Consider the following 15,068-nt stretch of genomic DNA (forward strand, 5'->3'; position numbering starts at 1 on the left):
CAGTGCTTTGAGCAACCTGCGGCTAGCTTCCTAGTTTGCTCTTTGATTTTCATTGAGTATAAAGATCTATCCATTTGGGTAGGTCTTTTTCATACCAAAAAAGCCAAATCCGCTTGGATTTGGCTTGGTTATCATTAGCTATTAGATTGTATTGGCTGCCCAGACACTTACCGAAGTAGCTGAGACTGGGAATTGTCCATAACCTTTCTCATCGATTGTAACTTGACCTTGGTGGTTTTCAAGTAAATCTACAAAGGTTTGGTTAGCCCATTCTTGGCCGACAAACATAGACTTGCTGTTTTCTTGGTTGTTTGAAATCAGGACTGCGATTGGGGATTGATTTTCAGCACCTGAACGTACCCAACCGATACAGTTAGCATGGTCAAAGTAGTCATTTTGTTCTCCATAGGCCAAATCTTTTCGGATTGCTAGGAGGCGGTCAAGGACTTCTTTGAAATCTTGTTGAGCATATTGCCCTGAAATCCCATAGTAGTCGCCGTAAAAGACACATGGCAGTCCATTTTGGCGTAACAGAATGAGGGCATAGGCTGCTGGTTTGAACCATTCTTCAACGGTAGACTCAAGAGCCTGACCTCGTTGGGTATCGTGGTTGTCGACAAAGGTAACAGCCTTGTCAGGTTTGAGTTCAACCAAGCTATCTGTGAAAATGCCACGAAGGTTATAGTTGGAACCTGCTCGGCTAGCATCAAATAGATTCTGGTGGAGACGAACATCGACAAGGTCAAAGCGTTCTTCTGTTTTTTCAAGATAGTCCAGATTGGCTTCCTTGTCTGGGTTCCAAAATTCACCGAACACATAGAAATCTTGACCATATTTTTCCTTCATATCACGGATGAAATTACGCATAAAGAAAGAGTCAATATGCTTGACGGCATCCAAGCGGAAACCAGCAATACCAGTCGTTTCCATGAACCAGTCAGCCCAGTCATAGATATTTTGGATGACTTCAGGATGTTTAAAGTCTAGGTCGGCATACATGAGGTAGTCGTAGTTACCGTTTTCGTTATCGACCAATTCCTCGTTGGCCCAGCCCTTGTTGTCTCCTTGAATCAGATAAATCCCAGACTTACGGCGTTTTGCATCGTAGTCTGTACCTGTGAAGTGGTACCAGTGCCAGTGGAAGTCATTGTAGGTATCTTGGCGACCATCGAATGTAAAACTAGTCCAGCCATTGATGGTGAAAGGTTCTCCGAGTTCAACTGTACGGTCTACAGGATCCACTTCGATAACCTGAAAGGCTTCCATGTGATCAGCAGCAGCCTTGTGGTTGAGCACCACATCGGCCATAGGTTGAATTCCCTGTGCTTTTAGAGCTTGAATGGCTTGAAGATAGTCTTCTTTGAAACCATACTTGGTGCGGACAGTTCCTTTTTGGTTAAACTCGCCTAGGTCAAATAAGTCATAGACACCATAGCCGACATCTTTTTCATTGGTAGCCTTAAAAGCTGGTGGCATCCAGACGTGGCTAAACCCCAGATCAGCTAGGTGTGGAGCATCTTCAGCCAGACGCGTCCAGTGCTGACCATCGTGGGGCAGATACCATTCAAAGTATTGCATGAGTGTTTGATTTTGCATGATGTTTCCTCTTACTTGTCAATCTTGTTCTTTATTCTATCATAAAGTATTGGTTAGCGCCAACGTTTGCATAAGATAGAAGGAAACTATTTTAACTACTTAAAATAAAGTATTGATTTTTTTGTATCAAAGTGCTAGTATAATAGTATGTAATATAGATAAAGATAGGAGTCATCCCATGATTGAATTTCAAAATGTTAGTAAGTTGTATGGTGATAAAGAGGCTTTGAGCAATCTCAATTTGCAGATTGAAAATGGGGAGATTATGGGCTTGATTGGCCATAATGGGGCTGGAAAATCGACCACCATAAAATCCCTAGTCAGTATCATTTCGCCCAGCAGTGGTCGTATTTTGGTAGACGGTCAGGATTTATCGGAAAATCGCTTGGCTATTAAACGAAAGATTGGCTACGTAGCAGACTCGCCTGACTTATTTTTACGCTTAACGGCCAATGAATTTTGGGAATTGATCGCCTCATCCTATGATCTGAGCAGCTCTGACTTGGAGGCTAGTCTAGCTAGGCTATTGAACGTTTTTGATTTTGCTGAAAACCGCTATCAGGTTATTGAGACCCTTTCTCACGGAATGCGTCAGAAAGTTTTTGTCATCGGGGCGCTCTTGTCTGATCCTGATATTTGGGTTTTAGATGAACCCTTGACTGGTTTGGATCCCCAGGCTGCCTTTGATTTGAAGCAAATGATGAAGGAACATGCACAAAAGGGCAAGACAGTCTTGTTTTCAACCCATGTCCTAGAGGTGGCAGAGCAAGTCTGTGATCGGATTGCCATTTTGAAAAAGGGGCATTTGATCTATTGTGGTAGCGTAGAAGACTTGAGGAAAGACCATCCAGATCAGTCTTTGGAAAGTATCTACCTTAGCCTTGCTGGTAGAAAAGAGGAGGTTTCAGATGCGTCTCAAGGTCATTAAAAAATTAGTTGATATCAATATCCTCTATTCATCTCAAGAAGCTAATCTGGCTAACCTACGAAAGAAGCAAGCTAAAAATCCTGGGAAAAAAGTAAATGTTTCCGCTAGAGTCCTAAGTTCTTACATTTTTTCCAGTCTCTTGATGCTCATCATGTTTATAAATATAGCCTTTCGTTTTCCTTTTGAGGAAATACCAAGTTTTTTTAGTAGCATGGTTGCTATTTTACTGGTGCTTGCCTTTTCAACTTCTTTCACTGCATTTTACAATGTCTTTTATGAGAGTAAGGATTTGGTATCGTATAGGCCCTATGCCTTTAAAGAATCAGAGATTATAATTGCTAAAGGACTGTCTGTTCTCTTGCCAGCTCTAGCTGGAATTGTACCAATCCTAGCTTATTTTCTAGTCCTCTATATTAGGCTAGCTCCTTCTCTTTGGCTGGGCTTGCCTTTGATGCTGCTGTCCTTGGCCTTATTATTTGTCTCTGTTACTTTAGTGATGGTAGTGGCAGTACATTTCTTGGCTCAGACTACGGTCTTCAGAAAGTATCAGTCTATTTTTTCGAATGTGATGATTGGGATAGGGGTTCTCATACCTTTAATATTTGTCCTCTTTCTACAGTCGACTTTTGGAAGTATTGTTGACAAAGTTAGAGACATTCCATTTCTCCTTTATCCTATTCATATCTTTTACAAAATAGCAGTGGCTCCTTTTTCGACGGAAGCCATCCTGGGTCTGCTCGCTTGGATAGCTTTAACTGTTTTCTTGCTTTACCTGACCAAAAAGAAGGTTTTTCCTCATTTTTATGACGTGATTCTGCTTAACAGTGAGGAGAAGGTCAAGAAAGAACGTCGCAATAAGGAGAGAATTTCAACTACTAATAAAAAGGGCTTTTTCCGTATGGTTTTACGCTACCACCTCACCCTCTTGGGACAGGGAACTGGCGTAATTACAGTACTTTTTACAAGTGCCTTTCTTCCTTATCTCATGATGATCGGTCTGATTTCCAAAATTCGAGATTCTCAGATAGTTCCAGACATTCATCCTCCATACTGGTTACCCTTGTTTTTTATAGCTCTCTTTATAGCAGTTGTCAATAACAATATCACCAGTCTGCATTCAATTGCCTTGTCCTTGGAGAGAGAAAATGTTGATTTTCTGAAGAGTTTACCCTTTGACTTTGCTCGTTATGTGAAAGTGAAATTTTGGATTATATTTGCTGTCCAGTCCTTTTTACCAGTTCTGACTTTACTTGGCCTTTCTCTATATCTAGGCTTGCCCATCCTTTCGATGATTTACCTTCTTGTGGCATGGTTCCTTGCCAGTGTCATCCTTTCTTGCCACCATTACTTTAAGGACGTGAAAAATCTGTCAACCAATTGGAGTAGCATTACTGACCTAGTGAATCGTTCAAATCGTATAGTAGCAATAGTTTTACTGTTTATTTATATTGCAATCCTGATGGCCCTTGTAATTGGGAGCTTATTCTTGGTTCGGTCTCTCTCCCCTATCCTTGCCATTAGCTTGGGAGTAGGATCTCTTATCCTCTTGCTTGGTCTTGCTATTGTTGGCTATCATTACTACCTGTCACGCATATTGACAGAAATAGAAAAAAGATGAGCTAGTTGGTCGCTTACTTGATAAATTTTATAAAAAGAAATGAGGCTGAGCAAAAAATCACTTCTAAGTAGCAAAAAAACGAGCATTTCCGTAGTTGGATATACTCGTTTTTCTATGCCATTTTTCTTATCATAAGAACAAAACGACTAGAAATTTATAACAATGTATAAATCCTACAGCATCAATTGTTTAAATTTTGGACTAGATTTTATCTAAGATGTTTTGAAGATTAATGGAGCTTGAGATGTTTGCTATTTATGGATAGTGTACAAAGTAAATTGTTACTGGCGAGCTCTCTCATGCTTCTGGGATTGCCTTTCATCTAGTTATTCTTATAAAAATCCGTTTTATACTCAATGAAAAACAAAGAGCAAACTAGGAAGCTAGCCTCATGTTGCTCAAAACACCGCTTTGAGGTTGCAGATAAAGCTGACGTGGTTTGAAGAGTATTAGACTAATTTCCACTTTGGTGAGTCAAGTGGAAGTTACTGAAATAATTCCTATTTGTAAAACTCTGATAAGTCTTGGCTGATTTTGGAGAAATGTGGTATAATTTTTCTTATGAAAAAGATTATCATTACAGCAACTGCTGAAAGTATTGAACAAGTTGAACAACTGCTCGAAGCTGGCGTAGACCGTATCTATGTCGGTGAGAAAGATTTTGGCCTTCGTCTGCCAACAACCTTTAGTCATGACCAATTGCGTGAAATCGCTAAGCTGGTTCATGATGCTGATAAGGAATTGATTGTTGCAGTCAATGCCCTCATGCACCAAGATATGATGGATCGTATCAAGCCTTTCTTAGACTTTTTGGAAGAAATCAAGACAGACTACATTACGATTGGGGATGCAGGTGTCTTTTATGTGGTCAATCGCGATGGTTATTCCTTTAAGACCATCTACGATGCTTCAACTATGGTGACAAGTAGTCGCCAGATTAACTTCTGGGGACAAAAGGCTGGTGCTTCTGAGGCTGTTTTGGCGCGTGAAATTCCATCAGCTGAACTTTTCAAAATGCCAGAGATTTTGGAAATTCCTGCCGAAGTTTTGGTTTACGGTGCCAGCGTCATCCATCATTCTAAACGTCCGCTCTTGCAAAACTACTATAACTTTACGCATATTGATGATGAAAAGACTCGCAAGCGTGACCTCTTCTTGGCTGAGCCAAGTGACCCAGAGAGCCACTATTCTATTTTTGAAGACAATCATGGTACCCACATCTTTGCCAACAATGACCTTGATTTGATGACCAAATTAACAGAATTGGTGGAGCATGGTTTTACTCACTGGAAACTAGAAGGGCTCTACACTCCTGGTCAGAACTTTGTTGAGATTGCAAAACTCTTTATCCAAGCGCGTAGCTTGATTCAAGAGGGCAACTTTAGCCATGACCAAGCCTTCTTGCTGGATGAAGAAGTGCGCAAGTTACATCCTAAAAACCGTTTCCTTGATACAGGATTTTATGATTACGATCCTGACATGGTTAAATAAAGTAAATGATTCGTTGAGAGAAGGAAGATGCAAATATTTCTTCTCTCAATTTTTCTTATTCTCCAATATTTTCAAAAAATCAGCAGACTAGGATGCTCTATTTGCTGGGATTTTTAAGAAAAGTGACCTTCTTGAGTTTGAAACTAATCACATGTTTGCAGGTGCCAAATGGCTCTTTTTTTGGTATAATTTTTTATAATGAAAACGATTGGTAATCGCTATGTTGTGGTGGATTTAGAGGCAACTAGCACAGGTAGTAAGGCTAAAATTATCCAAGTGGGAATTGTCGTGATTGAGGACGGAAAAATCGTCGATCACTATACGACGGATGTCAATCCACACGAACCTTTGGATGCTCATATTAAAGAATTGACAGGGCTAACTGACCAACGTCTGGCGCAAGCACCTGATTTTTCGCAAGTTGCCAGAAAAATCTTTGACTTGGTGGAGGCTGGGATTTTTGTAGCCCATAATGTTCAGTTTGATGCCAATCTTTTGGCGGAAAATTTATTTTTTGAAGGCTATGAACTAAGAAATCCTCGTGTTGACACGGTCGAATTGTCTCAGGTCTTTTTCCCTGAACTGGAAAAATATAGTTTGCCTATTTTGTGTCGAGAATTAGGAATTCCTCTTAAACACGCTCACACAGCCCTTTCAGATGCCCAAGCTACTGCGGAATTACTCTTATTTCTACGGGAAAAGATGGCCCAACTTCCTAAAGGACTCTTGGAACGCTTACTGGAAATGGCTGACGCCCTCCTATATGAGTCCTACTTGGTTATTGAGGAAATTTATCGCAACCAATCTATCCTGACTTCTCCAGACTTGGTCGAAGTTCAAGGACTGTATTTCAAGAAAATTGCAGCTCCCCTGGAGTCACGAAAACTATCCCAAGATTTTTCTAAGAATATTTCTCTGTTGAATCTTGAAGTGAGGGAGGAGCAAGAAAATTTTGCTAAAGAGGTTAGCTTTCTATTGAAAGATGAGCCTGTCTCATTAATTCAAGCTCCGACTGGGATTGGGAAAACTTATGGCTATCTCTTACCCGCTTTGTCTCAAGCCAAAGAGCGTCAAATTGTTCTTAGCGTTCCGACAAAGATTCTTCAAAATCAAATCATGGAAGAAGAAGGTAAACGTCTCAAGGAAGTGTTCCATATAGATATTCATAGTTTAAAGGGACCACACAATTATCTGAAGTTGGATGCCTTTTATCGTTCCTTGCAGGAAAATGATGAAAATCGCTTATTTAGACGCTTTAAAATGCAACTCTTGGTCTGGCTGACAGAGACAGAAACGGGGGATTTGGATGAGATTGGTCAACTCTACCGTTACCAACATTTTCTGACAGATCTTCGTCATGACGGGAATTTATCATCTCAAAGCTTATTTGTGACGGAAGATTTTTGGAAACGTAGTCAGGAAAGAGCAGAGACTTGCAAGCTTTTAGTGACCAATCATGCCTATCTTGTAACTAGACTTGAAGATAATCCTGAATTTGTTAGTGACCGTTTATTGATTATTGATGAAGTCCAAAAAGTTTTGTTGACTCTAGAAAATCTGCTTCAAGAGACCTACGATATCCAGTCTATTGTCGATTTGATTGATAAGGCTTTACTGGAGGAGCAAAATAAGGTCCAACAACGAATACTAGAAAGCATTCGCTTTGAGTGTCTTTACTTGATCGAACAATTTCAGTCTGGAAAATCTAAGAAAAATATCTTAGATTCTCTTGCCAATCTCCACCAGTATTTTTCAGAATTAGAAGTAGAAGGCTTTGAGGAGTTGGTTCGCTATTTTACGGCTGAAGGTGATTACTGGCTTGAAGCAACTGAAACGAGTCAAAAGAAAATTCAGATTTCTTCTACGAAATCAGGCCGTATTCTTCTATCTTCCTTAGTGCCTGATTCATGTCAAGTCTTGGGAGTGTCGGCCACTCTTGAGATTAGTCAAAGAGTTTCTTTGGCAGACCTGTTAGGCTATCCCGAAGCTAAATTTGTTAAGATTGAAGCTTGTAAAACACAGGATCAAGAAGTGGTCTTGGTCAAAGATTTTCCCCTGGTAACAGAAACCTCCTTAGAAGTCTACGCCAAAGAGGTAGCTGATTTGCTGGTGGATGTTCAAGATTTCCAGCAACCGATTTTGGTTCTCTTTACTGCTAAAGACATGCTTCTAGCAGTATCGGATTTACTTCCAGTTAGCCATCTGGCACAGTATAAAAATGGCGATGTTCATCAACTGAAGAAACGCTTTGAAAAAGGAGAACAACAAATCTTGCTTGGTGCCGCAAGTTTCTGGGAGGGAGTTGACTTTTCAAGTCATCCTTTTGTGATTCAAGTTGTACCAAGACTTCCTTTCCAAAATCCCCAAGAACCCTTGACGAAAAAGATCAATCAGGAACTGAATCAAGAAGGAAAAAATGCCTTTTATGATTATCAGTTGCCAATGGCCATTATTCGTTTAAAACAAGCTTTGGGAAGAAGTATGAGACGCGAACACCAACGTTCCTTAACTCTTATTTTGGATAGGAGAATTGTCGGAAAGCGATATGGCAAACAGATAGTAGCATCTCTAGCAAAAGAAGCGACTGTTAAAACCGTATCTCGATCCGAAGTTGATGAGGCTGTTGATAAATTTTTAAATGAACTTTGATAAATAGTATTGTATGAAAGTATAAGGTTAGTGTATATGAAACGTTCTCTCGACTCTAGAGTCGATTATAGTTTGCTCTTGCCAGTATTTTTTCTACTGGTTATTGGCGTGGTGGCTATCTATATAGCTATTAGTCATGATTATCCAAATAATATTTTGCCCATTTTAGGGCAGCAGGTTGCCTGGATCGCCTTGGGGCTTGTGATTGGTTTTGTGGTCATGCTCTTTAATACAGAATTTCTTTGGAAGGTGACCCCTTTTCTATATATTTTAGGTTTGGGACTTATGGTCTTGCCGATCGTCTTTTATAATCCAAGCCTAGTTGCATCAACGGGTGCCAAAAACTGGGTATCAATAAATGGAATTACCCTATTCCAACCGTCAGAATTTATGAAGATATCCTATATTCTCATGTTGGCTCGTGTGATTGTTCAATTTACAAAGAAACATAAGGAATGGAGACGCACAGTTCCGCTGGACTTTTTATTAATTTTTTGGATGATTGTCTTTACCATTCCAGTCCTAGTTCTTTTGGCACTTCAAAGTGACTTAGGGACGGCTTTGGTTTTTGTAGCCATTTTCTCAGGAATCGTTTTATTATCGGGGGTTTCTTGGAAAATTATTATCCCAGTATTTGTGACTGCTGTATCAGGAGTTGCTGGATTCTTAGCCATTTTTATCAGTAAGGGTGGTCGTGCTTTTCTCCATCAATTGGGGATGCCGACCTACCAAATCAATCGTATCTTGGCTTGGCTCAATCCATTCGACTTTGCCCAAACAACCACTTACCAACAGGCTCAAGGGCAGATTGCCATTGGGAGCGGTGGCTTATTTGGTCAAGGTTTTAATGCTTCGAATCTGCTTATTCCAGTTCGTGAGTCGGATATGATTTTCACGGTGATTGCAGAAGATTTTGGCTTTATTGGCTCTGTCCTTGTTATCGCCCTTTATCTCATGCTGATTTACCGTATGTTGAAGATTACTCTTAAATCAAATAACCAGTTCTACACCTATATTTCCACAGGTTTGATTATGATGTTGCTCTTCCATATCTTTGAGAATATCGGTGCTGTGACGGGCTTGCTTCCTTTGACTGGGATTCCCTTGCCTTTTATTTCGCAAGGAGGATCGGCTATTATCAGTAATTTGATCGGTGTTGGCTTGCTTTTATCGATGAGTTATCAAACCAATCTAGCTGAAGAAAAGAGTGGAAAAGTCCGATTCAAGCGAAAAAAGGTTGTATTAAAACGAATCAAATAAGGAGAAAATCATGGTTAAAGTAGCCGTTATGTTAGCTCAGGGCTTTGAAGAAATTGAAGCTTTGACAGTTGTGGATGTTTTGCGTCGTGCCAATATCACTTGTGATATGGTTGGTTTTGAAGAGCAAGTGATAGGTTCGCACGCAATCCAAGTAAGAGCAGATCGTGTCTTTGAGGGTGATTTATCCGACTATGACATGATTGTTCTTCCTGGAGGGATGTCTGGTTCTGCACATTTACGTGATAATCAGGCCTTGATTCAAGAATTGCAAAATTTTGAACAAAAAGGGAAGAAACTGGCGGCCATTTGTGCAGCGCCAATTGCCCTCAATCAAGCAGGAGTATTGAAAAACAAGAAGTTTACTTGCTATGATGGCGTTCAAGAGCAAATCCTTGATGGTCACTACGTCAAGGAAACAGTAGTGGTAGATGGTCATTTGACAACCAGTCGAGGTCCCTCGACAGCCCTTGCCTTTGCCTATGAGTTGGTGGAGCAACTAGGCGGAGATGCAGAGAGTTTACGAACAGGAATGCTCTATCGAGATGTCTTTTGTAAAAATCAGTAAAACGGGAGTCAAACTCTCGTTTTTTATGTGGAAAACTCAGGGAAATCATCGCTTTTTTCATAAAAAAATGCTATAATGAAGGGTATGAAATATCACGATTATATCTGGGATTTAGGTGGAACTTTACTGGATAATTATGAAACTTCAACAGCTGCATTTGTTGAAACATTGGCGCTGTATGGTATCACACAAGACCATGACAGTGTCTATCAAGCTTTAAAGGTTTCTACTGATTTTGCGATTGAGACATTCGCTCCCAACTTAGAGAATTTTTTAGAAAAGTACAAGGAAAATGAAGCCAGAGAGCTAGAACATCCGATTTTATTTGAAGGAGTTTCTGACTTATTGGAAGACATTTCAAAACAAGGTGGGCGTCATTTCTTGGTTTCTCACAGAAATGATCAGGTCTTGGAAATTTTAGAAAAAACTTCTATAGCAACCTATTTTACGGAAGTAGTGACTTCTAGTTCAGGTTTTAAGAGAAAGCCAAATCCTGAGTCCATGATTTATTTAAGAGAAAAGTATCAAATTAGTTCAGGCCTTGTCATTGGTGATCGGTCGATTGATGTCGAAGCCGGGCAAGCTGCTGGACTAGCTACCCACTTGTTTACCAGTATCGTGAATTTAAGACAAGTATTAGACATGTAAGAAAAAGGAATAAGATGACAGAAGAAATCAAAAATCTGCAGGCACAGGATTATGATGCCAGTCAAATTCAAGTTTTAGAGGGCTTAGAGGCTGTCCGTATGCGTCCAGGGATGTATATCGGGTCAACCTCAAAAGAAGGCCTTCACCATCTAGTATGGGAAATCGTTGATAACTCAATTGATGAGGCCTTGGCAGGATTTGCCAGCCATATTCAAGTCTTTATTGAGCCAGATAATTCAATCACTGTTGTCGATGATGGGCGTGGTATCCCAGTCGATATTCAGGAAAAAACAGGCCGACCTGCCGTTGAGACAGTCTTTACGGTTCTTCATGCTGGAGGAAAATTCGGCGGTGGCGGCTATAAGGTCTCAGGTGGTCTTCACGGAGTGGGGTCGTCAGTAGTTAACGCCCTTTCCACTCAATTAGATGTTCATGTCCACAAAAACGGTAAGATTCATTACCAAGAATACCGTCGTGGTCATGTTGTCGCAGACCTTGAGGTGGTTGGGGATACAGATAGAACTGGAACAACGGTTCACTTCACACCAGACCCAGAAATCTTCACTGAAACAACAACCTTTGATTTTGATAAATTAAATAAACGGATTCAAGAGTTAGCCTTTCTAAATCGCGGTCTTCAAATCTCCATCACAGATAAGCGCCAAGGTTTGGAACAAACCAAGCATTACCATTACGAAGGTGGGATTGCTAGTTACGTTGAATATATCAATGAGAACAAGGATGTTATCTTTGAGACACCTATCTACACAGATGGTGAGATGGATGATATCACAGTTGAAGTAGCCATGCAGTACACAACGGGTTACCATGAAAATGTCATGAGTTTCGCCAATAATATTCATACCCATGAAGGTGGAACGCATGAACAAGGTTTCCGTACCGCCTTGACACGTGTTATCAATGATTATGCTCGTAAGAATAAGTTACTAAAAGACAATGAAGACAACCTGACAGGGGAAGATGTTCGCGAAGGATTAACTGCAGTTATCTCGGTTAAACACCCAAATCCACAGTTTGAAGGACAAACTAAGACTAAGTTGGGAAATAGCGAAGTCGTCAAGATTACCAATCGCCTCTTCAGTGATGCCTTCTCCGATTTCCTCATGGAAAATCCACAGATTGCCAAGCGTATCGTGGAAAAAGGGATTTTAGCTGCTAAGGCTCGTGTGGCTGCCAAGCGTGCGCGTGAAGTCACTCGTAAAAAATCTGGTTTGGAAATTTCCAACCTTCCAGGGAAACTAGCAGACTGTTCTTCTAACAATCCTGCTGAAACAGAACTCTTCATCGTCGAAGGAGATTCAGCTGGAGGGTCAGCCAAATCAGGTCGTAACCGTGAATTTCAGGCAATTCTTCCAATTCGTGGTAAGATTTTGAACGTTGAAAAAGCAAGCATGGATAAAATTCTTGCCAACGAAGAAATTCGAAGTCTTTTTACAGCTATGGGAACAGGATTTGGAGCAGAATTTGATGTTTCAAAAGCTCGGTACCAAAAACTCGTTTTGATGACCGATGCCGATGTCGATGGAGCTCATATTCGTACCCTTCTTTTAACCTTGATTTATCGTTATATGAAACCAATCCTAGAAGCTGGTTATGTTTATATTGCCCAACCACCAATCTACGGTGTTAAGGTTGGAAGTGAAATTAAAGAATATATCCAGCCAGGTGCAGATCAGGAAATCAAACTCCAAGAAGCTTTAGCCCGTTATAGTGAAGGTCGAACCAAACCGACCATTCAGCGTTATAAAGGTTTGGGTGAAATGGACGATCATCAGTTATGGGAAACAACCATGGATCCCGAACATCGCTTGATGGCCAGAGTTTCTGTGGATGATGCTGCAGAAGCAGATAAAATCTTTGATATGTTGATGGGGGATAGAGTAGAACCTCGTCGTGAGTTTATCGAAGAAAATGCTGTCTATAGTACACTTGATGTCTAAAAAACGGGAGAAGTAGTTCCCTTGGTCTAAAAAATATGATATAATCATTACGATTGTTTCAAGTAAAAAAGGAGTTTAATATGTCTGCTAGACTAGTAATTTATTTAATAATTGCAGTTGCAGTTTTATTGGTCATTGCCTATGCTATCGCAATCTATGTTAGGAAGCGCAATGAAAGTAAATTAGCAATTTTAGAAGAGAAAAAAGAAGAGCTGTATAATCTTCCAGTTAATGATGAAGTTGAAGCTGTAAAAAACATGCACTTGATTGGACAAAGCCAGGTGACTTTCCGTGAATGGAACCAAAAATGGGTTGACCTATCTCTTAACTCTTTTGCAGATATCGAAAATAATCTTTTCGAGGCAGAAGGTTATAACAACTCATTCCGTTTTTTCAAAGCTAGTCATCAAATTGATCAAATCGAGAGCCAAATTACCTTGATTGAAGAAGATATTGCAGCAATTCGCAATGCCTTGGCAGATTTGGAGAAACAAGAGTCTAAAAATAGTGGACGTGTTCTTCATACCTTGGACTTGTTTGAAGAGTTGCAACATCGAGTTGCTGATCATTCTGAAGAATATGGGCAAGGTTTGTCTGAAATTGAAAAACAATTGGAAAATATCCAATCAGAGTTTTCTCAGTTTGTAACTTTAAATTCGTCTGGTGACCCAGTAGAAGCTGCTGTGATTTTGGATAATGCTGAAAATCATATCTTGGCTTTGACACATATTGTTGATCGTATACCAGCAGTTGTAACAACATTATCTAAAGAGCTACCAGATCAACTAGAAGATTTAGAAGATGGTTACCGTAAGCTTTTAGATGCTAACTATCATTTTGCTGAGACAGATATTGAAGCGCGTTTCCAATTGCTTTATGAAGCTCTCAAGAAAAATCATGAGAATATTGCGCAACTAGAATTGGATAATGCAGAGTATGAAAATACTCAAATCCAAGAAGAGATTAATGCACTTTATGATATCTTTACAAGAGAAATTGCGGCACAGAAAGTAGTAGAAGGTTTAGTAGCAACACTTCCTACTTATCTTCAACACATGAAGGAAAATAATGCTTTATTGATAGAAGACATTGAGCGTTTGAGTAAAAGTTATTTACTTTCTGAATCGGATGCAAGTCATGTTCGTCGTTTACAGGGTGAATTAGAAAACTTTGAGACTGCTATTATTGAGGCAACTTCAAATCAAGATGAACCAACTCAAGCATATTCAATTCTTGAAGAAAATCTTGAATCTTTACAGGAAAATCTTAAAGAGATTGAAGATGAACAGATTTCAGTTAGTGAGCGTCTTGCACGAATTGAGAAAGATGATATCAATGCACGTCAAAAGGCAAATGTATATGTTAATCGTCTCCATACAATCAAGAGATATATGGAAAAACGGAACTTACCTGGTATTCCACAAACTTTCTTGAAGTTATTCTTTACAGCAAGTAATAATACGGAAGATCTAATGGCTGAATTAGAGCAAAAATTGGTCAATATAGAATCAGTTAACCGTATTCTTGAAATTGCAACGAATGATATGGAAGCTTTAGAGACGGAAACTTATAATATTGTACAATATGCAACTTTGACAGAACAATTATTACAGTATTCTAACCGTTACCGCTCATTTGATGAACGCATTCAAGAAGCATTTAACGAAGCTTTAGATATTTTTGAAAAAGAATTTGATTATCACGCTTCATTTGACAAGATTTCTCAAGCATTGGAAGTGGCAGAGCCTGGTGTAACAAACCGCTTTGTTACCTCATATGAGAAAACACGTGAAACGATTCGTTTTTAATAAAAGAAAAAGATTTGATTATGTGAGAAGCAGAATCAAATCTTTTTCTATAGTAGTATCGTGAGCAAAAGGATTCAAAATTATAAAAACGCATAATAGCGGGTGTAGAACTCTTGCTACTATGCGTTTTATTATGGAAAGACTTATTGGACTTTCGCTCAAGTCGAGTTTTTACTCAATTTCCTTACTTGATTGGGATTGAAATTCCAATCAATTTCTCTGAGTAGAGTGTCTTGATATTGGCTTCATCAATAGAGTCCTTATCAATTTTACGTTTCAAGAAAAATTCTTGAATGGTTTCGATTTCAGGCTCACGAATAGCACGGTGTTTGTTTGAGATGAGGATTTCATAGTGAAGCGGAGCTTGGGTAAAAATAACATCAGTATTTCCTGCTGAGTAAACCTCAACAAGGGTTGCATCTGTACTTTCTAGCTGGCTTTTTACAAGTTGCGAGTGTGAGTTTGTCGTATTGATAAGCTTCATAACATTTCCTCCGATTTTCTAATTCTATTATAGCACTTTTTGAATAAAGTCGCTTGATTT

11 protein-coding genes are annotated in these 15,068 nt (G+C 39.5%); 9 read left to right on the top strand and 2 right to left on the bottom strand.

What is annotated here, in order from left to right; translation table 11 throughout:
• Positions 1-141: 141 nt before the first annotated feature.
• On the bottom strand, positions 142-1,596 hold the full coding sequence (locus tag ADH54_RS00325; RefSeq protein ID WP_049523339.1) for an alpha-amylase: 1,455 nt from the start codon (positions 1,594-1,596) through the stop codon (positions 142-144).
• A 178-nt stretch (positions 1,597-1,774) separates the two neighbouring features.
• Between ADH54_RS00325 and ADH54_RS00330 the strand changes: the two genes are divergently transcribed.
• The 9 genes from ADH54_RS00330 (at position 1,775) to ezrA (ending at position 14,524) form a co-directional block, all read left to right on the top strand.
• On the top strand, positions 1,775-2,524 hold the full coding sequence (locus ADH54_RS00330; RefSeq protein ID WP_020900253.1) for an ABC transporter ATP-binding protein: 750 nt from the start codon (positions 1,775-1,777) through the stop codon (positions 2,522-2,524).
• Entirely contained in the window at positions 2,505-4,142 is a 1,638-nt protein-coding gene (locus ADH54_RS00335; protein WP_049523342.1) for a hypothetical protein, read from the top strand. Before ADH54_RS00330 ends, ADH54_RS00335 begins: the two co-directional genes overlap by 20 nt.
• A 561-nt stretch (positions 4,143-4,703) precedes the next feature.
• Entirely contained in the window at positions 4,704-5,633 is a 930-nt protein-coding gene (locus ADH54_RS00340) for a peptidase U32 family protein (RefSeq protein WP_049523343.1), read from the top strand.
• A gap of 198 nt (positions 5,634-5,831) precedes the next feature.
• Positions 5,832-8,282 (top strand): bifunctional DnaQ family exonuclease/ATP-dependent helicase, encoded by a 2,451-nt coding sequence (locus ADH54_RS00345; RefSeq protein WP_049523345.1) that lies wholly within the window; start codon positions 5,832-5,834, stop codon positions 8,280-8,282.
• 36 nt (positions 8,283-8,318) lie between these two features.
• A complete protein-coding gene (locus ADH54_RS00350; RefSeq protein ID WP_049523347.1) occupies positions 8,319-9,542 on the top strand; it encodes an FtsW/RodA/SpoVE family cell cycle protein in 1,224 nt (407 codons plus the stop codon).
• A 10-nt stretch (positions 9,543-9,552) separates the two neighbouring features.
• The gene (locus tag ADH54_RS00355) at positions 9,553-10,107 is read left to right on the top strand and encodes a DJ-1 family glyoxalase III (RefSeq protein ID WP_049523349.1); all 555 of its coding nucleotides are present in this window, start codon (positions 9,553-9,555) and stop codon (positions 10,105-10,107) included.
• 84 nt (positions 10,108-10,191) lie between these two features.
• Positions 10,192-10,755, top strand: coding sequence for an HAD family hydrolase (locus ADH54_RS00360; protein WP_049523442.1), 564 nt, complete (start codon positions 10,192-10,194; stop codon positions 10,753-10,755).
• 14 nt (positions 10,756-10,769) lie between these two features.
• Positions 10,770-12,716, top strand: coding sequence for a DNA topoisomerase (ATP-hydrolyzing) subunit B (gyrB, locus tag ADH54_RS00365; protein WP_049523351.1), 1,947 nt, complete (start codon positions 10,770-10,772; stop codon positions 12,714-12,716).
• An 80-nt stretch (positions 12,717-12,796) separates the two neighbouring features.
• Positions 12,797-14,524 carry a septation ring formation regulator EzrA gene (gene ezrA, locus ADH54_RS00370; RefSeq protein ID WP_049523352.1) on the top strand — a complete coding sequence of 576 codons (1,728 nt, stop codon included), beginning with the start codon at positions 12,797-12,799 and terminating at the stop codon, positions 14,522-14,524.
• A gap of 184 nt (positions 14,525-14,708) precedes the next feature.
• On the opposite strand, the gene ADH54_RS00375 is transcribed toward ezrA, so the two are convergent.
• Positions 14,709-15,008: a DUF1827 family protein gene (locus ADH54_RS00375; protein WP_000767194.1), complete on the bottom strand. Its 300-nt coding sequence runs from the start codon at positions 15,006-15,008 to the stop codon at positions 14,709-14,711.
• Positions 15,009-15,068: the final 60 nt, after the last annotated feature.

This window comes from Streptococcus pseudopneumoniae, from assembly GCF_001072315.1.
Lineage (GTDB): Bacteria > Bacillota > Bacilli > Lactobacillales > Streptococcaceae > Streptococcus > Streptococcus pseudopneumoniae_R.